Origin of the sequence: Mesotoga sp. UBA5847 (genome assembly GCF_002432735.1) — a bacterium.
In the GTDB taxonomy this organism is placed as follows: domain Bacteria; phylum Thermotogota; class Thermotogae; order Petrotogales; family Kosmotogaceae; genus Mesotoga.
Genome location: NZ_DJGL01000050.1, coordinates 1 through 25,056 on the forward strand (window position 1 = coordinate 1; position 25,056 = coordinate 25,056).

The window sequence follows — 25,056 nt, forward strand, 5'->3', positions numbered from 1 at the left end:
CGGAGAACGGCGAACCGATAACGGATAACCGTTTCTTAGTCAACTTGCATCTTGGAACTTGCAACAGTTTCAAAGAACGAGATCCTGGCCTGAACATTGTCAGGATGACGTGAGGGGCTGTCATTCGAGAGCCTACACTTATGAGCCAGCGCTGGAATCCACTCACCTCGGTCATCCCGTAGTGGTTCTGTTCGGGATCTAATCTCGACCGTCTTGAGCTGCGTACGATGAAAGAGGTTTGAGGCTAGAGGTCAGAAAGGCAAGATCTAATTGCTCTTCTTACCTCTGGCCTCTTACGTCTTTTTTGCGATTCCCTCTGACCCCCAAAGGTTGGACACGAAGTGTCGGAACGATGAACCGCTCTTTTGCTCTTGAACTTAATCCCCGCTTGAGCGGGGGGGACCGCTTGCGGTGGGGAGTGTCCATGTTCTACAATTGCATGGGTGATTACTGTGACGGATTATCCAACTTATGAACATAATTTGAAAGCCTTAGCCTCAACACTTAGAAAGAACGGAACGCTTGGAGAAGTACTTCTCTGGCAACAACTTAAGAAAAGGCAGATCGAGGGTTACAGATTCACAAGACAGAAGCCTATAGGCAGATAGATTGTCGATTTCTTTTGTAAGGAATTGAGGCTTGTAATTGAAGTGGACGGCGGTTCTCATGACATCAGGGGCGAAGAAGATAGAAAGAGACAGAAAGAACTTGAAGGAATGGGCTTAATTGTTATCCGAGTGTCTGAAAAAGATGTTCGTTACAACATTCAAGGTGTCTTGGAAGGAATTAGACAGAAGCTTCTGCAAATCACACAAAAAGAACATAGCTAATAGAGAGCAGCGAAACTACTAACCGTGTCGCTTCACCGAATGAAGTTTTTTCTTTCTGACCAGGCAACGTCAACTTGTGTTGCAGTAGACTCTTTTAACTTCTGATCTCTTGGATCTCGATCTTGCGAATTAGTGCACACCCTCCGCCACTTCGTGGCCCTCCTCCCTCAAGGGAGGACTTAAGATCAAGATCATCAGGAGCGAAATGCACCATATATTGTCAAGGGATGAGCATCATGGGATTCTCATTAACGCCATAACTTATGGATATTGATGACCTCCTTCAAGGAGGAAATTAAACCTAGATAATCAGGATTTAGCTACAGCGTATTTGCTCAAGGGAGAAGAAGCGTCATATGATCTCTTATTATCACCCTGATTTATCGGTAATGATAAATGTAGCAAGGGAGGATTTAAGATATAGATTTTCAAGAGGCTTACACAGCACGTATTGTCAAGGGAGAAGAAGCATCATATGATCTCTCATTATCGTCCTGACTTAAGGGCATGATGAGTTAGAACATGGTCAGATCCTCTGCTTGTTTTTCTTCAGGCTGTGCATCTCATCTCTCAATATGGCTGCGTCCTCAAACCTGAGCTCTCCAGCGGCCCTAATCATCTCCTCGTTAAGAAGAGCGACGTAATCATCGTAATCGAGAGACTCCTTTAGAGCCAGAACACCCTCCAGATAAGTTGCCCTTGCCTTTTCTTCTCTCTCTTTATTCAGATCCTCACCGGCGAACTCTTCGAAGATGTTTTTATAGAGGGGTTTCACTATGCTTTCGGGAGTGATGTTATTCTCTTTGTTATACACTAGCTGCTTGAGTCTTCTTCTGTTTGTTTCATCTATCGCCCTCTTCATTGAACCGGTGATCGTATCGGCATAAAGAATTACCTGACCGTTCACATTCCTCGCCGCTCTTCCGATGGTCTGAATCAGAGTTGTCTCGGAACGGAGGAAGCCTTCCTTATCTGCATCCATTATCGCGACCAGGGAGACTTCGGGAAGATCGAGTCCTTCCCTCAACAGGTTGACACCTACCACGACCTCTACTGTGCCGTCTCGAAGCTTTCTTAAGACCTCGACCCGCTCAATCGCGTCAAGCTCGGAGTGAAGATACTCCGCTCTTATACCGACTTCGTTGAGATAGTCTGAAAGCATTTCGGCAGCCTTCTTAGTCAGAACCGTGACCAGAGCTCGTTCACTTCTCTTCTTGACGGTTCTCATCCTCTCGATAAAGTCATCTACCTGACTCTCGGTTGGATGCACAATGACTTCGGGATCTATGAGTCCCGTCGGCCTGATAACCTGATCGACGACTCTGGTAGAGCGTTCGGCCTCGAAATTACCCGGCGTCGCAGAGACGAAGATTATCTGTCCTACAGTCTTGAGGAACTCCTCGAACCTTAGAGGTCTGTTGTCGAAGGCCGCAGGTAATCTGAAGCCGTAGTCGACAAGGTTCTTCTTTCTTGAATAGTCTCCCCTGTACATTGCTCCAAGCTGGGGGACCCCGATATGCGACTCGTCTATGAATGTTATGAACTTCTCCTTATCAAAGTAGTCGAGCAGAGTGTACGGTTTCTCTCCCGGATGACGGCCGTCGAAGAAGCGGGAGTAGTTTTCTATTCCAGAGCAGTATCCAACACTTGAAAGCATCTCCATGTCGTAAGTGGTTCGCTGTCGAAGCCTTTGCGACTCTAGATACTTTCCCTCTCTTTCGAGATGTTTCACTCTCTCCTCAAGCTCTTCTTCTATGTTTCGCATCGCGCCGAGAATCTTCTCCTGAGTCGTGACAAATTCCTTGGCAGGGTAGATGGTGACCATATCCAGCTCTTCGATTGTCTTTCTGTTTATAGGATCGAATGACGCGATTCTCTCAATTTCATCATCGAAGAAGTACAACCGAATTCCGTGATCCTCATAAGGAGGAAAGACTTCAAATATCTCTCCCTTCACGTGAAATACGCCCCCTGCAGAGATATCCTCCGAACGGTTATATTGAATGCCTGCGAGCTTCAGGGCAAGCTCCCTTCTGTTGACCGTCTCTCCGCGCTCCAGATGAATGTTCATACTGGTGAAATCTCTCGGATCTCCGCTTGCATAGATCGCAGAAACACTTGCGAGTACGACTGTATCGTTCCTCGTCAGGACGGATTTCAGAGCGGAAATCCTCATCCTCTCCAGTGTTTCGTTTATCTGAGCTTCCTTTTCGATATACAGATCCTTCGATGGAATGTACGATTCAGGCATGTAATAATCGTAGTAACTTATGAAGAGCTCTACTTTATTCTTCGGAAAGAAGGTCTTGAACTCTCTGTATAGCTGTGCCACAAGGGTCTTGTTAGGCGAAATCACTATGGCCGGTCTCTGAAGTGCGCTTATTACGTTCGCCATGGTGAAAGTCTTTCCCGAACCCGTTACCCCTAGAAGGGTCTGGAATCTATCTCCACTCTCAAGTCCTTCGATCAACTTCTCTATAGCCTGCGGTTGGTCTCCCTGAGGATTGTAAGAAGAATCAAGTTCGAAGAGCACCAGATCAACTCCTTTCGATGCTAACTGGCAAACAATTCTACACCATGCGAAGAACAGTTTTCAATAGCCCGCTCTTCTTCGCGTGCATCGATAGAAACAGTCTCACTTACTGGAAACTCTTTCGGGAGAATAGAGAGGTTAGCAGGAGAAGGTTATTCGGCAAAATGAAGGCCGCGGTTCATTTGAATGATAGGTTTCGTTCGGGTTTCTCTCGATCTCGCAGAACCGCCGGAAGGTGAGCACTAACTCTCTACCCTCTTTCACGGAAGAGTGTTCGAATCTTATGCCGTTTGTTCTACTTACGCATCTCCTTTAGAGCGCCTTTGATCAACTCATGCATGTCGACGTCGGGGCTGTTTCTGAGAATCTTGACGACCGTTCTTCTGGCCTGAGACTCATCGAAACCGAGAGAGGCGAGCGCAACTATGGCCTCTTCGCCTACAGATCGCCGTACATCGGGCATCGTTTCTTCGCTTTCAACGAAAGACGAGTCTATCAAAGATGAAAGCTCCACGATCATTCGCTCTGCAGTCTTCTTCCCGATTCCCGGCAGCGAAGAAAGCTCGGCAACGTTCTTTGAAGAGATTATCTGCTTTATTCTTGAAGGAGAGGCAGACGAGAGAATTTTCATAGCCGATTTCGGACCGATCTTGCTCGCTTTGAGCAAGATGTTGAACAATTCCTCCTCTTCCCTGTCCAAGAATCCATAGAGTTCCGGGGGTCTGTCCTGCGAGTAAGAGACATACGTTAGGAAGAAGAATTCTCTGTCGCCGGAGAGTTTGGCGATTGTGTTAGGCGTGCAGTTCAGCCTGAAGAAAAGCCCTCCAACCTTTACGACAACTTCAGACTCTCTAATCTCTCTTACTAGCCCTTCAATGCCTTCCAGCATATTCCTTCACTCCAGTCAATATGTTTCTCGTCGCGCTGACCAGATACAGCGACCCGCAGACAAGAATCTTCTCGGAAGTCTGCAGCACTGTCTCCAAAGCGGCTTCATGAGAATCGACAAAACTAACTTGATCACAGTACCTCCTCCAGGTATTGGCGACTTCTTCCGGATGGAGACTCCTGTGATTCGGAACTCTGCAGACCACTACCCTGTCTGTTATCGATGAAAGCGTTCTTATGTTGCTTTCGTAGTCCTTGTCGTCGAGGCTGCCGAAAAGCAGAGTGAGCTTCTCGCCTGCAAAATACCGTTCGACTGTCTTTCTCAGAATCCTCGAGGCATCGGGATTGTGCGCGCCGTCAAGAATCACTGTCTTTGAGAGCACGGAAAAGACCTCAAATCTTCCGGGCCAAATAACGTTCTTCAAAGCCTTTCTCAAGTGGTTTTCATCTACTGATTTGCCAACCCTATCGAAGGCTGCTTCAACTGTTTTTAGCGCCACTGCTGCATTTGCTACTTGATGCTCGCCGTTGAGGTTGGTGATGAGATCGTAATACACATTCGTTCCTTCATAGTCGAAAACATTGCTGTCTAGCTTGTATTCTCTGCCGTATGCGTTGAAGTCCTTCCCTATGAAGAAAGTCGGAGAACCCATGCTCTTAGCAGTTTCAGAGACAACCCTTCTGATGGCAGGTCTTGTGATTCCCGAAACCACCGGGCTGTTCACCTTGATTATTCCGCACTTCTCTACGGCTATCTTCTCTTCGGAATCGCCGAGAATACCTGTATGATCAAGTCCAATACTTGTTATCACCGAGACTAGAGAAGAGCTGATTACGTTGCTCGCATCGAACCTGCCTCCAAGACCAACTTCAAGAACGACAATATCGCAAGCCAGCTGCTTGAAATACAGGAAGCTCATCGCGGTGACCACCTCAAAGAAGCTTGGAGCATACTCTTCGCCCTTCTCATCCATCTTCTTCAGCGCAGGCTCCATCGACTTCAGGATTCTGCAAACAGCGTCCTCCGAGATGTCCTCTCCATCAACCTGGATTCGTTCCCTGAACGTCGTTATGTGAGGCGAGATATTCAGCCCGGCCTTCAAACCGTGAGAAGTGAACAGGGTTCTTACTATAGAAGCTACGCTGCCTTTCCCGTTTGTTCCCGTTATATGGACAATAGGGTAGGATTCCTGCGGGTTGCCAAGACGCTCCAGAAGCTCTCTAATCCGGAAGAGACCGTACTTTATCTTTCCATATGGTCTTGAGTTGTAAAGATAGTGGATGGCCTCGGAGTAAGTCTTCATTTTAGGTCTTCAATAATCTTCTCGATCCTGCGGATGTTGTCCTGACTAATGATCAGCCTTTCCTTATTCTCGTTTACTACCTCTTCAGGGGCGTTGTCGACGAAGCTCTTATTCTCGAGTTTCGACTTTGTTCTGGTAAGGTCGCTTCTTTCCTTCTCCAGCTTCCCTTCCAATCTTTCAATTTCAGCAATCGTGTCGATCTCGCCCAGCACAACATACAGAGTGTTTCCTGAATCTCCCCAGGCAGATACGCTTCCCGATGCCTTTTCGCTCCTGGCAATCAGTTCACCCGAATTCGAAAGATTTGAGACGAGTTTGAGAATATCGGTGTCAATTCTCTCTCCGAGATAATAGACGTCTGTACGTGAAGAGGGAGGTATATTCATTTCCGCCTTCACGTTTCTGATTCCCCTTACCATTTCCATGATCTTTGAGAATTCATTTTCGGAAGAAACATCGAAATCGGATTCATCAAATTCCGGCCATTCGGAGGCGATCAAAACACCTTTCGAATCGGGCAGTCTCTGCCAGAGTTCTTCCGTGATATACGGCATAAAGGGATGAAGCATTCTCAACGATGAGTCAAGGATTCTTACAAGTACATTCTGCGCTATCGTTCTGTCTCTTCCGCCGCCGTTCAGTCTTGGCTTTATACTCTCTATATACCAGTCACAAAACTCGTTCCAGAAAAAGGAATAGATTGTCTTTGCCGCGCTGGGGAAGTCATAAGAGTCTATGGCCTCTTCCACAGTCCTGACGGATCTTGCCAATCGGGAAAGGATCCACCTATCCTCAATTGCCAGCTTTTCTTTGCGCAGATCGATCTCTTCGAAGCCTTCTATGTTCAGCAGTGCAAATCTGGCTGCATTCCAGATCTTGTTTGCGAATTTCTTGTAAGTGTCAAAGAACTTGACGTCAAGTTTTATGTCGTGATTTTGCGCGGCTAGAATGGCCAATGTGAAGCGCATAGCGTCTGTTCCGTGTTCCTTGATGACATCCAGAGGGTCTATGCCGTTTCCGAGAGACTTCGACATCTTCCTGCCGTTCTTGTCTCTTATCAGCCTGGTTATGTAAACGTGATCGAACGGTTTGTCTCCAATGAAATGGTATCCGGCCATTATCATTCGGGCTACCCAGAAAAAGATGATATCGAAGGCCGTGACCAGTACACTTGTAGGATAGAAAGTCTCTAGATCGGGTGTCGTTTCCGGCCATCCAAGGGTAGTGAAGGGCCATAACTGCGAGGAGAACCATGTGTCAAGAACGTCTTCGTCCTGTCTCAGTTTCCTGGAGCCGCACTTCGGACAAACCGAAGGATCGTTTTCTTCGACAATGACTTCGTTACAGTCATCGCAGTACCATACAGGAACCCTGTGACCCCACCATAGCTGGCGAGAAATGCACCAATCGCGAATCTCCCGCATCCAGTTAAGATATACTTTCTTCCAAGTCTCAGGGAAGAAGACGACTTCGCCATTCTCTACGGCAGCGATCGCTCTTTCCGCGAGCGGACCAACCTTGACGTACCATTGATCGGAAAGGGACGGCTCAACAACCGTGTCGCAGCGATAACACCTGCCCACCGCATGAACCATAGGCTCTACCTTGATTAGAAACCCCTGTTCCTCGAGGTCCTTGACTACTTGCTTCCTCGCTTCGTATCTATCTAGACCGCGATACTTCCCGCCGTTCTCGTTAATCTTCGCATCTTTGTCTATGACTTCGATTACCTCCAGACCATGTCTCAACCCTATCTGAAAATCGTTGGGATCATGGGCGGGCGTGACCTTCAGAGCACCTGTGCCAAAGGACGGATCGACATACCTATCCTGAATGATCGGTATCTCCCTCTCCATAAGCGGCAGTATTACAGTCTTACCCGTAAGATCGGAATACCTTTCATCGGAGGGATAGACGGCAACCGCGGTATCTGCGAGCATCGTCTCAGGTCTGGTTGTTGCAATTACTACGAACTCTTCTCCACCCTTGATCGGGTATTTTATATGGTAAAAGGCTCCCTTTTCGTCTTCATGCTCTACTTCCTCATCTGAAAGAACCGTGGAACACCTCGGACACCAGTTAACAATGTACTTGCCTCTATAGATAAGCCCTTCCTTGTAGAGATCGACGAAGGCCTTTCTCACCGCTTCGCTTAGCCCGTCGTCCATAGTGAATCTCTCTCTTGACCAGTCCACCGAACAACCCATAGCTTCAATCTGCTCGCGAATCCGCTGCCGGTATTCCTTTGCCCAGTCCCATGTTGTTTCAAGGAACTTCTCTCGCCCCATCTCCTTGCGGTTCGTACCCTTCTTGGCGAGATCCTTCTCAACTGCGTTTTGGGTCGCTATGCCGGCGTGGTCCTCGCCAGGGACCCATAACGCTCTGAATCCTTTCATGCGCTTGAAGCGAATTATGAAATCTTGAATTACTAGATTTAGTGCGTGGCCCATATGGAGAGGTGCAGTAATATTAGGAGGCGGGATCATTATTGTGAATGGTTCACCCGTGCCTCTCGGTTCGAAGTAACCGCCTTCTTTCCAGCGAGAATACCACTTCTTCTCAAGCTCGGAAGGACTGTACCTGGTGCTCAGTTCCTCCATTTTGACTACCTCCTCGTGGTGCCGTCGGCATTTAAATCGAATTATAGCACGAAGTAAAAGGCGGTAATGGGAGATGCCGTTAATATGTAGATCAGCTCCTCATATAGTACAATTCACTTGGTGAGAATATGGATGATGAAAACACTTCAACCTATAAGAAAATCTACTCGATGGTTCGACAAATCCCACGTGGGAAAGTCGCAACTTACGGTCAGATAGCATCTCTTGTTGGCGGTTGTTCCGCAAGGATGGTGGGGTACGCCATGGCCGGTATCTCCGATGCGACCATACCCTGGCAGAGAGTAATCAATGCACGAGGAAGAATAAGCATTAGAGACCCAAATGGCTATTCGCTTCAAAAGGCGATTCTCGAAAGAGAGGGAGTTGTCTTCGACGAAAGCGATACAATCGATCTCGAGGTCTTCGGTTGGCAACCCTAGTGGATGTTAAGGAGCTGCCGTACGTTGCAAAGATCCGCTGAGCGCTGGTAAGACCCGCTTGTAAAAAAACGCTGAGCGCTGGTAAAAGCTCAGTTGCAAGTTCCAAGATGCAAGTTGTAAGAAAAAGCAAAAGGCCGGGGTTGGGGGAACCGGTAACCCGTCATTCGTCAAGACCCAGCCCAGATTGTGACCAAGATCAAGTGAGGATGACAAAGTGAGTGGAATTAAGGTCATGCTTCAACGGTAAGACGCGTCGCCAGCTACTCGTTCTCAGTAGCATCAGATAATTGTGAATGGGTCAGTCGGTTCTTTCCGCCAAACCCCAGACCCCACACTCAATACCCACCCTGGTGATGCTATTGGAGCTGCACTCTCCTCACTCTTGCCAGTCTCGAAGCGAAGCTTCATCTCAAACTCAAAGCGTCTTCTCATGTTATCGCTCTTAGTTCAAGAACGGGATCCTGGCCTGAACCACGCCAGGATGACCCAAAGCAAGAAAAGGCTGTCATCCCGTAGAGCCTGCCCTGATGAGCGCCTCTTCTGTCATCCCGTGATGCGCCTGCACGGGATCTGCTCTTCCTAACCAAGTCTCGATAACCCGCTTCTATCAACCCGATCTTTCTAACGCGCACTATGTAACCCGCACTATGTAACCCGTTCCTAGACTAGGCTCTTCCGCCCGGCGCAGCCGGAACTGGCCTTTGCTCTTAATACACCCGATCTTCATAACCCGCTCTTTCAAACCCGAAGTGCTTAACCCGTACCTAATAACCCACTCTCTATTCTCCTGTCTGAGAACCGACAACGACCACCTGATTTTGGTCTTCCAGCGTTCAGCGCTCAGCGAAAAGCGGGCTTTGTTGCCTCCTGCAAAGCAGCATCACTTCCGCCGATGTTCTTCGGCGCATCACTTCCCACCGAAGGTGGCATCACTTTACGATGAAATCGGCCTTGCGTCTCATTTGACCAATGACTGGTTCTTCTCTCTTCTCTCGTGAGCGAAGCGAACCTCTCGGCAACGCTCTTTCTCAATGGTCTTTGTTTACCCGGCGCAAGCCGGACTGGCCTCGCGAAACGGGTTTGGTGTTCTTATAGTATTTCTCGCCACTGCTTGTGGTGACTGGCCTGCGTCAGTAGACTGGCACTGAAGATCTTCCTTGCGAAGCGGGCATTGCGACCTGGCATGATCTTTGCCAGCCTTGCGTCCGCCGGTGTTCCTCGGCGCCTTGCGTCTCATTTGACCAATGACTGGTTCTTCTCTCTTCTCTCGTGAGCGCAGCGAACCTCTCGACAACGCTCTTTCTCGATTGATCTTATCGGAGGAAGGGTTTACTCGGAGAACGGTGGACCGTTGACGGTTGACCTGAGAGGCTTCCTGCGAAGCAGCATCACTTCCCCGGATGCTCTTCCGGGCATCACTTCCTGGGATGTACTTCCCAGCATCACTTCCCGACGAAGTCGGCCTCGCCTCCTGCCGAAGGCAGCCTTGCGTCTGATCTCAGAGCGGTTTTTCATCCCCGCGAAGCGGGCATTGCGACCTGGCATGATCTTTGCCAGCCTTGCGTCCCGGCATGATCTTCGCCAGCCTTGCGTCCGCCGGTGTTCCTCGGCGCCTTGCGTCCCGCCGAAGGCAGCAATGCGTCCGCAGAAACTTCTATCACTCGCCAACTACATGAATCGTGAGTGTGTGGACCTTTTCGATCGTCTTTTCGCCAAATTCGCCGAAGAATCTGAAGGGAATCTCATAATCGCCCACTTCTTGTGGAGTCCAGCGGAAGATGCAGTGATCGTGCTTGTCGAGGAGAGTGCCTGCTTCTGACTGAAGCTCGACTCCGTTCGTCGATCTCCAGATCCATGCGTGATCGGAGAAGGACCATTTGTCATATCCCACAAATCGCCACTCTGCGATCAGTGCATTTACCCTAAACTCAATCAATTCACCAACAGGAGATGTGATTTCCGGCACGGGAATGGTTCTCGAGAACTGCTCAAATGAGTTTAAGTAAAACAAGTCTTCCCATAATGGAACGATGTTTCTTCCTGCACTTTCGTAGGCCTTTTCAACTAGGCCGACGCATGAATAGATATCTCGTTTTGTGAAGGGAAGATTCAAGTAGCCAGACCAGGCGAGGCCTACAGACCACATCGCCCCGTGGTTGGCCTCCTCAAATATGTATCTGGATATTTGTCTCCGTTCGAGCGGGGTTATATCTCCGGAGTATCTCATCGCACCTGTAAAACCGGAAGACCAGTATTTAAGCCATCGCGATTCGTACGTGTCGTAGTTGAAGAGATTCACAAAAGAGTGGTTTTCAATATCGTTGGGGAAGACAAAGACACCCTCCTCGACGAGATTGTATCCGTGTGTCAAGAACGGGTAGGATTCTCCAAATGTCTTTCCGTCGTTTAGACCCAGACCTTCATCTGTCATTGCCGTGGCATAGTCGACACCGAGATATACTGCCGAGTGTGAAGGGATCCAGTTCGGTCCGATATGATAGAGTAGATCGCCTTCGAGCAGGTACTTTCCGGGCAGATGTTGTGCTGTGTAGAGGGCATCTGCCTTTGATATCAACAGGCAGTAAGGCACTTTTGTGAATCGAACGAACGTGGAGAAGGAATCTATGCTGCACTGTACCTGAAACTCCTCTCCTGCCGGGGCGAAGGAAGTCGCGCTGAGGAGCGGCTGGATCATCAAGATCTGATCATCGTCCAGGTCGAATTCGCCGTGAGAAAGTTCGAATACCGGCCCGGGAATTGAACCGCTGCTTTCGTGGAAGACAACCTGGATCGTTCGTTCCGATACGCTCTGCACTTCGTAAACGATGGTCTCCTTCTCACTGACTCCATAGAAGAATACTGTCACTCCTCTGGAGACGATGAAGGAGTTGTCGCCAGGATGCAGCAACAAAACCTTATGCCCAGGTTTGGCGGGAATCAGCCTGGTACATCCCACTGTGAACAAGATACACGAAGCGACTAAAAGAACCAATCTCCGAATTTGGATACTCATCATTAAGTTTACCATCGCAGAAAGGAAAGACAGATAACACCTATGGTAAATTATACAGTGTAAGACAGGAGGCATGATGAGAAGAATTTCCAGGTCAACATCGGTTGCCGTAGGCACTATAGCGATCCTTACCTTTTCTATAATCTCGAAGGGCATGGGTTTTTTCAGGGAAATGCTTGTCGCCGGTCTCTTCGGGACGTCCGCAAATCTCGATGCGGTCTTTGTTGCAATGACGCCTGCAACGACCCTTTCAGGGATAATTGCCGGAGCTTTTGCCGCCATTTTCGTGCCTGTATACCACTCTATAAGGAATGAAGACCCTGAGAGATCAAAGAGATACGCCGGAGCGGTTCTTATATCGGGTTCTCTGGTCTTTCTCTCTATGGGGATAGTCTTTCTGGTGATTCCGGACCTTGTTATAAGACTTTTCGCTCCGGGTTTTTCGGGTGAAGTCGTCGCTTATGCCGCAAGAAAGTTGAGATATCTATCAATATACCCGTTGATCGGCGGACTAGAAAGCATACTAGGCGCCGTGCTGAAGTCAAACAGGAGGTTCATCCAGTTCGGCTTCTCGCAGCTCTTTTTCAACATTATCGCGATTCCAGTGATATTCTTGACCGCTCCCTTTCTCTCGGAAGCCTCCTACATACTGGCCTGGATTCTCGGCAACACCTTCACCGTGATAGCGTATCTGGTCCAATCAAGAGACCTGTTCTCTCTGAGAATCGGAAAGGGAACGTCTATAGTAGAGACGCTATACCTGAGTTTGCCTCTGATCTTTTCGGGGAGTCTCGGAGTCATCAACAACATGGTTGACAAAGCCTTTGTTTCGCTCCTTCCGCCCGGACGTGTCGCTTCGCTGCAATATGCTCACACTCTTCTGGGCCTGATTACTTTCATGATCGCCGCCTTCCAGATGACAGCCTATACGGAGCTTTCCGAATTTGTCGTTTCCGGTGACAAGAAGAAGGTGCAGGAACGATTGAGAAAGACCGTCACAACGTCATTGAATATCTCGCTGCCTCTGGCGGCATGGATAATCATGATGGCGGAACCCCTAGTGAGGATAATCTATCAGCGCGGACAGTTCGACGCCGACTCGACAAGTCTTGTAAGCATGGCGCTTATTGGGTATGGGGCTTTGATAATCCTCTCACCGATTTCGCATACGTGCACAAGTTATTTCACTGCAAGAAAGAAAGTGAAGGCCATAACGATCGTATCCGTCTTTTCGATCTTTCTGAACGCGTTGTTTGACTGGCTTATGCTCAAGCCGCTTGAACATGCGGGAATAGCAGCGAGTACATCTCTCGTCGTACTCAACGCTACCATAATATATGTTTGGCTAATAGGAAGAGAGGGCGTTAAATTCATGCCGGTGAAGAGAATACTGAGGCTATTGGGCCTTTCGGCGGGTGTTTTCATTGTCGTCGCCTTTCTAAGGCTGAATACCAGTACCTTGATCTGGCTGGTTTTCGGGAACGCGCTCTTCTCCTGCCTGTTCTTTTTCAGTGCCAGGAGCGAACTTAAGGCGATATCTACGAGAATGAAGATGCTTTTTAAGAGAAGTTGAACTGCAGTATTTCTCGAAATGGCTTTCGATTTTGATATAGGGCTGCTTGCAAAGCGGGAGGAAATCTCATGAGAGATATTGTGATAGTAGGAGCCGGTCCTGCCGGACTCTTCGCAGCCATAAACTGCACAACAATGGGTAGAAATGTAACGGTGATTGAGAAAACGAATACCCCCGGAAAGAAGCTGCTAATTTCCGGCGGAGGCCAATGCAATCTTACTAACGCCGAGCCGACAAGGGCGATGCTCGACAGATACTTTGGCTCGGGAAGATTTCTTAAACCGGCATTGATGACCTTTGACTCGAGCAAGCTGATGAACTTCTTTGAAGAGAGAGGACTTAAGCTGTTTGTAAGAGAGGATGGCAAGGTCTTTCCCTCAACTTACTCTGCAAGAGATGTTCTGGAAGTGTTGCTTGCCGAGTGTGAAAAGCAAGGGATACGGATACTTTACAATTGCCGCGTCAAAGGAATAGCTCGACGAACACCGGGCGGATTTGTTGTCTCTTCTCACAAAGGAGAGCTGGGTGCCGACTATCTGGTGCTTGCTACCGGAGGCAGAAGCTACGAGGGCACAGGCTCATCGGGGGATGGATACTCTATCGCCTCGGCGCTCGGTCATAGCATAGTCGAGCCAAGGCCTGCATTGACATCAGTTTCTATAAAGGATTTCGAGTTTGGGGACCTTGCCGGCGTCTCTCTGAAAGCGGTCGGTGTCTCCCTGTGGAGGGATTCAAAGAAAACGAGTAGCCGGACTGAGGACTTGTTGATCACTCACGAAGGGCTTTCTGGACCTGCCATTCTGCACCTTTCAAGAGAGGCCGGGCGAGGAGATGAAATTCGAGTCAACTTCAGTGGAATAACTCGCGAAGAGCTTGAAAGGAGAATCTTAAAATTGGCGGCTGAAGAGGGAAAGAAGCTCTTGAAGACATCGCTCCATGACCTGGGTCTTCCCGAAAGATTGCTGGATAAGATCCTGGAGATGAATGGAATAACCGAGCGATTGTGTTCCGAATTGAAGAAAGAGGAAAGAAAGAAGCTGATATCCAGTCTCTTTGAAATGAGTTTTGAGATCGAAAGCGTAGGCGGGTTTTCGCAGGCCATGGTCACAAGAGGGGGGGTTCAGTTATCCGAAGTGAACCCGAAGACAATGGAATCAAGAATCGTTCCGAATCTCTTCTTTGCGGGAGAAATTCTCGACTTCGATGGAGAGACGGGGGGTTACAATCTCCAGGCCGCCTTCTCGACCGGTTACGTAGCGGGAACCACAATAAACAAAAGAACATCACGAGAAGACCAGTAGTTTTGAGTATTAGTCTAGTTATTATCTAATAGGGAAACTATATGTTAATATAACAAGAGAACGATAGATAAGATATTTATGATCCATTCAGAGTCCGATTCAAGATAGACGATCTCTTGGGATTGGAACCTTCGAGCAATTCTCTTTGAGCAATTTGCTGATAGTTTTTTGTAGCACAGAGGAGGTGCGCCTTGGAGGTAAAGAAACCAAAGTGGTTTGACGACTGGGTCGAGATCGACGAGAATTATCTGCAAGAAGCTGGAACCAGCTGGAAACTCAAGGCTAATGCCCCCAAAAGAGTTAGAAAGGAGTACGAGAAGCTGATGGACCAGATCACGGTGAAGGGTCCGTACTCATACTCATGGAAGCATGAACGCTAGATCGAGCTCAGTTGAAGGTGCTTCATAGAGGCATAGGCTCAAGAACGTTGTCTTGAAATGGAGGTTTGTGAGTTGAGTATAAGCACTGGAAGCGGTGATGGAGGAGAAACAAGCCTCTGGAGCGGCGAGAGAATAGATAAAGATAGTCACCGCGTCGAAGCATATGGAACAATAGATGAACTCAGTTCCTTTCTAGGCGAAGCGAAACACCATGTCAGCGAAGAGGTTGCTGACCAAATCGTTTCGATTCAAAGGTTCCTCTTTAGAGTTACCGGTCAATTGGCTTCAAGAGATGTCAAATATGTTGAGCCCATTGAAGAGAGTGATGTTCAGAAACTCACCGGAATGATTCACAAATATGAATCAGTGGTGAGACTTGATGGTTTCGTTATCCCCGGAAGCACCATTGCGTCATCCAAACTTGACATCTGCAGGACTGTGGCAAGAAGGGCCGAAAGAAGAATACTGACGCTTTCTAAACACGAGCATGTTGACAGCGTGATTGTGAAGTACGTTAACAGACTTTCAGATCTTCTTTTCATTCTTGCGAGATATGAGGAGTATAGGGCAGGGAAGATAGTTTACAAGCGAGACGTAGAGTAACGATTTACCGATAGCTGATTTTCGCTACTCCGTCCTTCATACAGGAGCCGAAGCTGTACGCTACGGAGTTCGTATCCATCCCGGGCAAGTAGAAGACAGTAATCATCTCGTCGACATCCTGCCCCGAAGACTCCCACACATCGCGAGTGATGCTTTCTAGTTCCATCTCGCTAACCACAGATTTCTTAAGCAGAATCCGCGCAGTACGTCTTCGCCAGGCCTTTCCGAAATCCCTGACGGTCACCACCGAATATGTGCCTTCAACATTCGACGCCAATCCCTAACTCTCCCCTCTGATAGATAAAATATTATACATCATGTTACGGATAAATGCCAACTGATGCATACACCTCTCTCAGAAATAAAATTTATACAATACGCAAAGTAAACTATCAGAGATTGTTTCGCAAAACGGAATAATAAATACATTAAATCCAGATTATAAATCTGGCGCCGATTTCTATGTAGACAAATCTCCGGAAGAGCCTTCAGAGAAATTCCTGGCGATTCAAAGAGCAAGAGAGCTCTCTTCTAGAAGGTTTTTCTCTTCCGCCTACTTCTTCAGAGCCCGGCCAGCAAAAGCACTAGCCGATGTTGCTTCTTCCTATGCCCAAGACCTTGTGGCAGTAAGGACAGAAATAGACCACAGTCTTACTCAACAAGAGTCCAGGTCCCTTTTGTTTAAAGAATATCTCAGGAAGTTCCGATTCGCAGTGGGGACACTTCGGGTTCAACTCTTCCTTTCTTACTAACTTCAATTTGCTCAGCTCCTTGTCTCAAGATGGACTATCTCAGTAATCAATATGTCTTCATTCAGCGAACTTTTGGTGTGGTGAACACTAGCCGATCAGCAGTGTCAGATAACCCTTTGTTCTGATAAGAATTTCCTGAGCTAGATCCCTGAAGAGTACACCTGCCGTAATTGTTTCGGCTCTTACAAGATCAACTAGTATCGACTCCACTTCATCACAGAGGTCTCTGACTTCCTCAATCGTTTCAAAAGTAATGTCGGCAGAGAAGATCAGTTCAGCAATCTTTCCCATCAGTCTTCCCCAAAGAGAGAACTCCTTCAGCCACGGGCCGACCTCTCTAGACAACTCTTCTGAAAGCTTCTCTTTCAAGGTCTCTGCAGATTGAATGATCATTTCGGCTTCATCTGAAAGAAGCTCTTGAACTTCGACCCATCTCTTTTCACCGACTAGTCGATTCAGTTTGTGGTGAAGCTCCACGATTCTTCTGGAATGATCTCTGTGTATCGGACTGAGAAGATTGTACTCGCAGAACAGCTCCATCTCCTTCGAACATCCAGGGGCGACTTCCGAAATGGCGCTAACCCAAGACCTTTCTACATCGTATTCAGTGGGATTATTGAGGAATTCTGCAGCCGATGCAAGCGCGATTTTCGATGCAATAGGTTGATTCATCGGGTTTAAGACTATCCCTTCCGAGTGTTCAACGATGCCGGGGTCTCTTCCCTCATAGGGCCCCACATGCAGTTCGGGGACCATAGAGGCGTCGTTCACAGGGTAGTTGTCCCAGTATAATGGTTTTCTCTGGAAGGCCTCTTCGGCAAGCATGGAATCCTCAAGCGAGAGCCTCTCCGAACACACCTCCGGTCCTGTCCACATAATAGATATGTCGCCATCCAGAGCTTCTCCAAGAGTCTTCATGTAATCTGTTGCCTTGCGCCCTTGATATTGAGTAGGACAGACAATGAACCTTGAGAGGCCTTCGACTTTCGCCTTAAGGATAGAGTAGACTGTGTTTGCGAAATGGGCCTGAGCTTCAGCAAGAGAACCGAATGCCTCTTCATCTTCTTCGTGTACGAGCGTTTCCGGAATATCATCGTAGAAGATTGCAAATGATCTTACTCCTGTGCCTGCTATATCTTCCAGTTTTGCGACCAAGGTTTCGATGTCTGAATCGCTGGAATACCTCACTCCAAGACCCGGACTGATAGCAAAGACAACCGAAACACCGCATGACAGCCCCTCGGCAACCAACTCCGCGAAGTCTTTCTTGAACTCCTCGCTGTATTGCTCTCGCCACCTTCTTCTATGGAGTTCATCGTCTTTTGGAGCGTAAATGTATAAATTGTAACGATGCTCTCCTAGAAACCTCAGCATCGCCTTTCTCGCCTTCATAGACCAAGGAACACCATAGAATCCTTCTACCACGCCTCTGATCTCGAATTCTGACATGTTGAGCTCCCTTCATCAAATCATTTTCAATCAGTTTATCATAATCCAAACTCTCGCGCGAATTACTTCGTTTCCCGTTTACTTGGCAAATGTTACGGTTGCTTCATGCGGAAGCTAACGTTTAGTCCTATTGACTTCCGATTTCCGTAATGCATCATAACTAAATCTACTCAAGAGATTTCTCGCTAGGTTTAGTCAGAAAAGCTATAATTGTAGCATAATCCGGTAAAGGAGGTTGGCGATATGAAAATAGGTTTGGTAACCGACAACACCTGCAACTTGTCAGATGAAGACATCAAGGCACTAGACGTTAGAATCGTGTCTCTTTATATCAACAGAAGCGGGAAATACACAAAAGCGACTGATCTGAACCTTGAGGAGTATTACGAGGAGTTAGGATCGGCTGCGGAGTTGCCGAGTACCTCTCAGCCTTCTCCGCAAGACTTCATTGTTGCTTTCGAAGACGCTCTCAAGACATACGACGCTTTGATTGTACCTGTTCTGTCCGGGAAGCTTAGCGGAACGAGCGTCTCGGCGAATATCGCTGCAAGGGACTTCGATCAGCCGATTCACGTAATTGATTCCCTGTTGGTTGCGGATGGCCCTGGAATGCTGGTGAAGAACCTGGGGGACATGATAAAGAACGGAGCATCGATCCAGGAGCTGGTCGAATATGCTTCATACTTTCACAAGAAGACGAGAACCTTCTTTTCGACAGATGATCTGAGTTATTTGCAGAAAGGCGGACGAATAGGGAAAGCGAAGGCTCTAGTGGGCAATCTGCTTAAGATGAAGCCGGTAATCAAGGTGGACGAAGGCGAACTCAAGCCCGTCGAAAACGTCAGGGGGAACAAGAAACTGCTTGAAAGTTTGGTTAGTCACACCTTCAAGGAGATCCAGCCCGAGAATCTCCGAAGAGCGAGAGTGCTGACGATCTGGAGAAAGGAAGATGCCGCAACTTTGGAGAAGATGCTCCGTGTCGAGGCTCCCGAAGCAGAAATCGAAAGTGGAATTATTGAGCCGATAATCGGTACTCATCTGGGACCTCAGGGAATTGGCATAATCAGCGAAATGAAGTAAAGACGTTCACCGACCTTTTCGGGACTAGAAAGGGGCGTCTTAGGATAAAAGGTCATCTAGGATTCATCTTCTGGGGAGGTGAAGAGACTTTGAATGCGCTTGAGAGAGTCAAGACACGCTTCGGAAGGGCCTTTGATCTCTTGCCGAGCATATATCGTCTAACAAATAACTAGAGACTGGCAAAGCACTTTGCGGAACTGCCTCCGGGCTATCGCCCTGTGGGAGAGCTTGTCGAATGGCTAAGGACTACCAAGAAGAAACTGCCGGAGACGATTTTCGAGAAGATGAGTCTTTACTTCGACTGGAAGGCACCGCTTGGAATGAGGATAAGCCCATTATGTCTGAAGAAAGCTTTGAAAGTGTGCAAGTTCTGTTGCAGCGAATCGCCTCCATCTCTCCAAAAGACATGATAAAGGATTTCTTGTTGATTGGCTTAGGACCGAGATCTGTCGGGTACGATGAAGGAATTGTAGACAGAATACTGGAAAACCAAAAGGGGTCACTCGTCCTCCTTGCTGAAAAGGTTGTTCTTACACCTCAACAGAAAGCGGTCACGCTCGACTTCATATCGGATCCGGAAAAGATGAAGGAAGACTACCTTCACCTCTTGCAGTGGTACGAAGAACACATGCATTCAAGCTCCCCCTACGATGAGAAGAGGTTGAAGGAAAGTCGGGAGAATCTCCAAAGGAATCTCTCTACCTTCGGAAACGATCATCTCTTGAAACTGACAGACATCATGCACAATGAAGAACTTGAAGAGGAAAGGAAGATGGTTCTCGTTCTCTCTTACTTTATAAAGAACGCGCAGAGAGGAATCCTTCACCCCCGTGCTAAGAACGATGTCTTCTTGATCGGTTACAATTATGTGAGTTCCCTTCTCGAGGGTGATCCGGTTGCCAATGCTTCGAGAAGATACGGGGCCCTTTCAAACTCCAATCGAATAAGATTGCTGAACTCTCTCTTCGGGGAACGCCTCACAGGCTACGAGCTTTCTCGCAAGATGAAACTCTCGAACGCCGAGTTGACGGAGACCTTTTCTGCTCTGGTTGCATGCGGTCTCGTCAAGACTGTACGAGAGAGCGATCGGATAATCTTTACAGCCGATAGAGAAGAAGTAATCGATATGCTAACAGGCGAAATCAAGGGGAAAAAGTAAGTGTGCTCGCTTCTACTGATGTGATAAGGTTCAAATTTCTTGGTTGATTAAGAAACTCGAGCAAAAAGCGAAAAAAAGCCCGGAGAATATCCGGGCCGGGTGGTAAAGAAGAAGTCTTGTTCGTATTGTTATGACAGAAATTCTCTATTGTGAGTTCACTTCCATTGTCGATTTAGACGAGCTTTTTTCTGTGTTTCACTTATCTAAAATAGATGATCCCCTAAAGTGAGAATGTACAAGAAGTCGGGAATCGGGTAAGTGCGTAGTAACATGGAATCGGGGGTGTGATTATGGAGTATCGAAGACTTGGCAAGACAGATTTACAGATCTCCCTTCTGGGGTTGGGAGGCTTCCATCTTCTCGAGATTGAACTGAAAGAAGTGAGAAAGATAGTGGATCGCTATCTCGAGGCCGGAGGAAATTACTTCGAAACAGCAAGATCGTACGGCGATGGGGTCTCCGAGCGCAAGCTATCGGAAGCATTGCCCAAGGACGGGGTGATCGTGGCTTCCAAGACGGGCGGCAGAGATGAGGAGTCTTCAAGAAGCGATCTTCTTGCGACACTCAAAGCTCTTGGAAGGGATCATATAGATATCCTGTTTCTTCACGCAGTAACGAAAAGCCGCGACTGGGAGGCGATCACTTCGCCGAACGGCGCACTCAAGACCGTGGAGTGGGCAAAGAGCGAAGGGCTTGTGCGGTACGCAGGAATTACGAGCCACGGTTACGGCGGTACGCTTTTGAAGGCACTAAAAGAATATCCTTTCGATCTATTCATGACTCAAATGAACTACTACGATAGGTTCAACTTTCCCGAGATTGAAACGAAGGTAATCCCTTTCTCCGTTTGCAACAATATAGGAATAATCGCGATGAAGGCGCTGGCCGACGGGTATCTCTGGAAAAGCGTTGAGGACGCCTTCAGGTACACAATGACGCTCCCCGTTTCTTGTATTGTGAGCGGAATTAACACCCTCGAGCAGCTGGAAGAGGATCTCACGCTGATTGAGAAAAGGCCGTTCACTGCGGCCGAACTCGACCATCTCTTTGCAGAGGCGCCCGAACTAGGGAATTACATTTGTAGACAGTGCATGAAGTGTCTGCCCTGCCCTGAGGGGATCAACATTCCCGGGTTCTTCCTCGCCGAAGGACGTTACGATAGACAGATGCTGGATGGCAAGATCATAAGTGCTGCGGATTACGCTTTGAGAGACAGACTCGCCCACTGGTTTGGAAGCGAGGAGCAGGGGATCGCTGAGTATAAGTCTCTCGTTCCCGGCGTTGACAGTTGCAACGATTGCGGCATCTGTGTCGAGCGTTGTCCATATGGAATAGATATTCCCAGGAAACTCAGGATTGCCAGATCGAAGATAACGGAGGGCTATGTCTGGTAGTCGATTAAAGAGGTGATTCAAGTGGGCAGAATCAGCTTTTTTCCTTTGGAAGTACTGGGTTTCTTCTTCGTATTCTTTTTTGGGGTGCTCCTCCATATGGTCTACGGATGGAGCGAAGGTAATGCAATCGTAGGCTTGATCTCTCCGGTTAAGGAGAGCATTTGGGAGCACCTGAAAATGCTCTTCGTGCCGGGGCTTATTCTGCTCGCAGTGGAGTTGTTCTTTTGCAAGGAGGTGCCAGTACCCGCGCTGATTGTGAGAAAGACTCTCGGCATCTACGTGATGTATGCCACAATCCTCGGAGGTTTCTACTTCTACACGCTCTTCATCCACCACAATCTCATTGTTGATATACTATTAATGGCCCTTGCTGTTGCTCTCGGTCAGATCATATCCTATAACGTAGTCTCAAAGCTCAATGTAAGCACGGCTGCAGAGTGGATTCCTCTGGTCATACTGATTTTCTTAGGTGCTGCCTTTGTGCTGTTCAGATTTATACCGGCGCGTTGGGAGCCTTTCAGAGACTCAATCACTGGGGGATACGGAACCAATTAGCGTGTAGAAGTGATGATCGAGAAGTGAGCAACTGAATACATGAAGAGAAGGAGGTTTCATTGTGCTTTCCGAAAGAGACATCTACGAATCAATGGAAATCAAACTAGATGAGACTTTGCCGCCCGATCCAGTCTTCCAGCCGGGGGTCAGGAGAGCGCCCAAGAGAGAGCTGAACCTCTCGCCTAACGAGATCGAACTGGCCCTGAGAAACGCGCTGCGTTACATTCCAACAAGACTTCACGAAAGGCTTGCGCCCGAGTTCCTCGAAGAGCTGCGCTCAACGGGGAGAATTTACGGATACAGGTATCGGCCTCAAGGCGAAATAAAAGGCAGACCGATCGACCAATACAGAGGAAAGTGCATTGAAGGAAGGGCCTTTCAGGTAATGATCGACAACAACCTCGACTTCGATGTGGCTCTCTATCCCTACGAGTTGGTGACTTACGGGGAGACCGGACAGGTATGCCAGAACTGGATGCAGTACAGGCTCATAAAGAGATATCTAGAAGAGCTAAGCGACGAACAGACACTTGTCGTTATGTCTGGCCATCCGCTTGGCCTATTCAGGTCAAAGAAGACCAGTCCCAGGGTGATAATCACCAATGCGCTCATGATCGGGATGTTCGACGACCAGGAGCAGTGGATAAGAGCCCAGGCGCTGGGTGTAGCCAACTATGGACAGATGACGGCTGGAGGCTGGATGTACATAGGGCCACAGGGAATAGTTCACGGAACCTTCAATACAATCCTTAACGCGGGAAGGCAGAAGCTTGGTATCCCGGATGACGGCGATCTCCGCGGACACCTTTTCGTCTCCTCGGGGCTCGGCGGAATGAGCGGTGCTCAGGGAAAGGCAGTGAAGATAGCCGGCGGAGTGGGAATAATCGCCGAAGTAGATCGATCGAGGATTCAGACTAGACTTGATCAGGGCTGGATCGACGAAATAGTCGATGATCCATCGAGCGCCTTCGCCCTGGCAAAGGAAAAGGCTGAGAAGAAAGAGAGCCTTGCGATCGCCTTCTTCGGAAATATTGTTGATCTGCTTGAATATGCGGTCAAGAACAACATTCACATAGAATTGCTTTCCGATCAGACGTCCTGCCACGCTCCGTACGATGGGGGTTACTGCCCCCAGGGTCTGACCTTTGAAGAGAGGACAGAGCTACTCAGTAACGACAAGAAGAGATTCGGGGAGCTGGTCGACAAATCACTGATTAGGCATTTTGATTTCATAAAGCTGCTCGTCGAAAGGGGAACGTACTTCTTCGATTATGGCAACTCGTTCATGAAGGCAGTATACGATGCCGGAGCCAAAGAGATTTCTAGGAACGGTAACGATACCTCGGAGGGATTCATCTTCCCCTCCTACGTTGAGGATATAATGGGGCCCATGCTTTTCGACTACGGATACGGCCCGTTTCGATGGGTCTGCCTGAGTGGAAAGAAAGAGGATCTGCTCAAGACCGATGCGGCCGCAATGAGCTGCATAGATCCAGATCGTCGTGGTCAGGACAGAGACAATTACATCTGGATTAGAGATGCCGACAGAAACAAGCTGGTCGTCGGTACTCAGGCAAGAATACTTTATCAAGATGCCAAGGGCAGACGCGATATCGCTTTGAAGTTCAATGAAATGGTAAGAGGTGGAGAGATAGGACCGGTAATGATAGGCAGAGACCATCACGACACCGGAGGGACAGACTCCCCTTTCAGAGAGACATCGAATATCAAAGACGGAAGCAATATAATGGCGGATATGGCTACCCAATGCTTCGCAGGAAACGCCGCAAGAGGCATGAGCCTGGTCGCACTTCACAACGGAGGTGGAGTGGGAATTGGAAAGGCCATAAACGGAGGATTCGGACTCGTTCTCGACGGAAGCGAGAGAGTGGACGAAATTATTAAGACGTCGATACCCTGGGATGTGATGAGCGGAGTTGCCAGAAGAGCCTGGGCGAGAAACGAAAACGCTCTTTCCGTGGCTGCGGATTTCAACAGAGAGAGAGTGGGGAATGAGCAGATCACTCTCCCCTATCTAGTAGATGACGACATCATTCGCAGAGCCGTGAAAACAGTGATAAAGGAGTGATACACCCTTGACCATGTATTTCGCAAAGAGTGACGAAGAGACGACAATAACTCTTCTCAAAATGATTTTCGAGCGATCGGCAGAAGCCGGTATAAAGGACGTTGTTTTGCCGTCGACCAGCGGGCGGGTTGCAAAGCTGGCTTATGAGACCGTCCCCGATCCCATCAAGCTGACAATTGTTACTCATAGTGTCGGTTTTAGAGAACCAGATGGAGACGAATTCGACCAAGAAGTAAAAAAACTGTATACCGGAACGAGGCACTCTATTCTGACCGCTACCCACCTTTTCAGAGGGATCGACGGAGCATTCGTGAAGTCTGCAGGAGGTGCCTATCCGCCTCAAGTATTTGCTACGGCGCTCCGCCTTTTCGGCCAGGGAACGAAGGTCGCAGTTGAGATAGCGATCATGGCTGCAGATGCGGGAATGATCAGAACCGACCAGTGGGTAGTCACAGCCGGAGGAACGAGCCATGGAATTGATACGGCCTATATAATCAAGGCATGCCACTCAAATGATCTTAGCCTCTTCAAGTTCGGCGAGCTCATAGCTATTCCGTCGAGCCTGTAAGCAGCTAACACAAAATGCACAGCGCGTTGATTCTCTCGAAATCAATCGCCCATCAGAAGTGAAACTGCTCGAGCGTGAGTTCCGAAGGTTCGGAATCTCCTAATTTGACTTAGGCTCTCGGTTTTCAGCCAGTTGTTGCGGAGAGTATGGGTGTTCATGACTTGGAGGGGAATAGTAGGGGCTTCATGAACCTTGCGTAGCCCTTTTTGTCTTCGCGACTGATTGAATTCCTGGATGATTCAGGCTATAATCATTCTTATGTGGGGCCGTAGCACAGCTGGGAGCGCGCCGCCTTCGCAAGGCGGAGGCCGGGGGTTCGAATCCCCTCGGCTCCACCAGAGGGGAGATCACTCCCCTTTTTTGCTTGCTGTTCAGCTTCATACTTCCTAAGAAGCAGTTCCAAGTTTCATATTGTCAGTTGCAAGCAGAAGAAATAGTTGTCCGTTGCGGTTCACCGTTCTCTGAAAGAGCCGCTGTACGCCAGAAGTTCCGCTGTACGCTTAAAAGCGATGAACCCGCTGAGCGCTCTAAAACATGGTTCGCCG

General features: G+C 48.4%; 19 protein-coding genes, 1 tRNA gene and 1 pseudogene. 13 read left to right on the top strand and 8 right to left on the bottom strand.

Annotated elements, in window-relative coordinates; translation table 11 throughout:
* Nucleotides 1-452 precede the first annotated feature (452 nt).
* A pseudogene (locus B3K91_RS05095) lies at nucleotides 453-830 on the top strand (endonuclease domain-containing protein).
* 526 nt (nucleotides 831-1,356) lie between these two features.
* Here the strand turns inward: B3K91_RS05095 and uvrB are convergent.
* The 4 genes from uvrB to B3K91_RS05115 all read right to left on the bottom strand — a co-directional run bounded on the left by uvrB (nucleotide 1,357) and on the right by B3K91_RS05115 (nucleotide 8,155).
* Nucleotides 1,357-3,363, bottom strand: a complete 2,007-nt coding sequence (gene uvrB, locus B3K91_RS05100) for an excinuclease ABC subunit UvrB (protein WP_214060573.1) — start codon at nucleotides 3,361-3,363, stop codon at nucleotides 1,357-1,359.
* Nucleotides 3,364-3,658: 295 nt separating this feature from the next.
* The gene (gene ruvA / locus B3K91_RS05105; RefSeq protein WP_099829415.1) at nucleotides 3,659-4,252 is read right to left on the bottom strand and encodes a Holliday junction branch migration protein RuvA; all 594 of its coding nucleotides are present in this window, start codon (nucleotides 4,250-4,252) and stop codon (nucleotides 3,659-3,661) included.
* Nucleotides 4,236-5,555, bottom strand: a complete 1,320-nt coding sequence (locus B3K91_RS05110; RefSeq protein ID WP_292594192.1) for a bifunctional folylpolyglutamate synthase/dihydrofolate synthase — start codon at nucleotides 5,553-5,555, stop codon at nucleotides 4,236-4,238. Before B3K91_RS05110 ends, ruvA begins: the two co-directional genes overlap by 17 nt.
* Nucleotides 5,552-8,155 carry a valine--tRNA ligase gene (locus B3K91_RS05115; protein ID WP_292594194.1) on the bottom strand — a complete coding sequence of 868 codons (2,604 nt, stop codon included), beginning with the start codon at nucleotides 8,153-8,155 and terminating at the stop codon, nucleotides 5,552-5,554. The genes B3K91_RS05110 and B3K91_RS05115 overlap by 4 nt, the downstream gene beginning before the upstream one ends.
* 128 nt (nucleotides 8,156-8,283) lie before the next feature.
* Here B3K91_RS05115 and B3K91_RS05120 point away from each other — a divergent pair, with 128 nt between their 5' ends.
* Nucleotides 8,284-8,595: an MGMT family protein gene (locus B3K91_RS05120; RefSeq protein WP_099829418.1), complete on the top strand. Its 312-nt coding sequence runs from the start codon at nucleotides 8,284-8,286 to the stop codon at nucleotides 8,593-8,595.
* A gap of 1,657 nt (nucleotides 8,596-10,252) precedes the next feature.
* Here B3K91_RS05120 and B3K91_RS05125 read toward each other — a convergent pair.
* Nucleotides 10,253-11,503, bottom strand: coding sequence for a hypothetical protein (locus tag B3K91_RS05125; protein WP_292590807.1), 1,251 nt, complete (start codon nucleotides 11,501-11,503; stop codon nucleotides 10,253-10,255).
* A gap of 178 nt (nucleotides 11,504-11,681) precedes the next feature.
* Between B3K91_RS05125 and murJ the strand changes: the two genes are divergently transcribed.
* The 4 genes from murJ (at nucleotide 11,682) to B3K91_RS05145 (ending at nucleotide 15,465) form a co-directional block, all read left to right on the top strand.
* Entirely contained in the window at nucleotides 11,682-13,181 is a 1,500-nt protein-coding gene (gene murJ / locus B3K91_RS05130; RefSeq protein ID WP_292590809.1) for a murein biosynthesis integral membrane protein MurJ, read from the top strand.
* Nucleotides 13,182-13,249: 68 nt separating this feature from the next.
* Entirely contained in the window at nucleotides 13,250-14,482 is a 1,233-nt protein-coding gene (locus B3K91_RS05135; RefSeq protein ID WP_292594196.1) for an NAD(P)/FAD-dependent oxidoreductase, read from the top strand.
* Between the two features lie 191 nt (nucleotides 14,483-14,673).
* Complete coding sequence (locus tag B3K91_RS05140) at nucleotides 14,674-14,862, top strand: hypothetical protein (protein ID WP_099829426.1); 189 nt, start codon at nucleotides 14,674-14,676, stop codon at nucleotides 14,860-14,862.
* A 72-nt stretch (nucleotides 14,863-14,934) separates the two neighbouring features.
* Complete coding sequence (locus B3K91_RS05145; protein WP_214061152.1) at nucleotides 14,935-15,465, top strand: cob(I)yrinic acid a,c-diamide adenosyltransferase; 531 nt, start codon at nucleotides 14,935-14,937, stop codon at nucleotides 15,463-15,465.
* 4 nt (nucleotides 15,466-15,469) lie between these two features.
* On the opposite strand, the gene B3K91_RS05150 is transcribed toward B3K91_RS05145, so the two are convergent.
* The 3 genes from B3K91_RS05150 to B3K91_RS05160 form a co-directional block, all read right to left on the bottom strand.
* Nucleotides 15,470-15,742 carry a hypothetical protein gene (locus B3K91_RS05150; RefSeq protein WP_214061151.1) on the bottom strand — a complete coding sequence of 91 codons (273 nt, stop codon included), beginning with the start codon at nucleotides 15,740-15,742 and terminating at the stop codon, nucleotides 15,470-15,472.
* A 307-nt stretch (nucleotides 15,743-16,049) separates the two neighbouring features.
* Nucleotides 16,050-16,223 carry a hypothetical protein gene (locus B3K91_RS05155; protein WP_292590815.1) on the bottom strand — a complete coding sequence of 58 codons (174 nt, stop codon included), beginning with the start codon at nucleotides 16,221-16,223 and terminating at the stop codon, nucleotides 16,050-16,052.
* Nucleotides 16,224-16,304: 81 nt separating this feature from the next.
* Nucleotides 16,305-17,666, bottom strand: a complete 1,362-nt coding sequence (locus tag B3K91_RS05160; RefSeq protein ID WP_292594198.1) for a protein O-GlcNAcase — start codon at nucleotides 17,664-17,666, stop codon at nucleotides 16,305-16,307.
* A gap of 243 nt (nucleotides 17,667-17,909) precedes the next feature.
* Between B3K91_RS05160 and B3K91_RS05165 the strand changes: the two genes are divergently transcribed.
* The 7 genes from B3K91_RS05165 (at nucleotide 17,910) to B3K91_RS05195 (ending at nucleotide 24,849) form a co-directional block, all read left to right on the top strand.
* Nucleotides 17,910-18,746 (top strand): DegV family protein, encoded by an 837-nt coding sequence (locus B3K91_RS05165; RefSeq protein ID WP_099829430.1) that lies wholly within the window; start codon nucleotides 17,910-17,912, stop codon nucleotides 18,744-18,746.
* A 235-nt stretch (nucleotides 18,747-18,981) separates the two neighbouring features.
* Nucleotides 18,982-19,905 carry a winged helix-turn-helix domain-containing protein gene (locus B3K91_RS05170; protein ID WP_214060536.1) on the top strand — a complete coding sequence of 308 codons (924 nt, stop codon included), beginning with the start codon at nucleotides 18,982-18,984 and terminating at the stop codon, nucleotides 19,903-19,905.
* 290 nt (nucleotides 19,906-20,195) lie between these two features.
* Nucleotides 20,196-21,299, top strand: a complete 1,104-nt coding sequence (locus B3K91_RS05175; RefSeq protein WP_099829432.1) for an aldo/keto reductase — start codon at nucleotides 20,196-20,198, stop codon at nucleotides 21,297-21,299.
* Between the two features lie 21 nt (nucleotides 21,300-21,320).
* Nucleotides 21,321-21,854, top strand: a complete 534-nt coding sequence (locus B3K91_RS05180) for a DUF6512 family protein (RefSeq protein WP_292590822.1) — start codon at nucleotides 21,321-21,323, stop codon at nucleotides 21,852-21,854.
* A gap of 91 nt (nucleotides 21,855-21,945) precedes the next feature.
* Complete coding sequence (locus B3K91_RS05185; RefSeq protein WP_414674295.1) at nucleotides 21,946-23,943, top strand: urocanate hydratase; 1,998 nt, start codon at nucleotides 21,946-21,948, stop codon at nucleotides 23,941-23,943.
* 13 nt (nucleotides 23,944-23,956) lie between these two features.
* Nucleotides 23,957-24,511 carry a pyruvate kinase alpha/beta domain-containing protein gene (locus B3K91_RS05190; RefSeq protein WP_292590824.1) on the top strand — a complete coding sequence of 185 codons (555 nt, stop codon included), beginning with the start codon at nucleotides 23,957-23,959 and terminating at the stop codon, nucleotides 24,509-24,511.
* A 262-nt stretch (nucleotides 24,512-24,773) separates the two neighbouring features.
* Nucleotides 24,774-24,849: transfer RNA gene (locus tag B3K91_RS05195), tRNA-Ala, on the top strand.
* The last annotated feature ends 207 nt before the right edge of the window (nucleotides 24,850-25,056 follow it).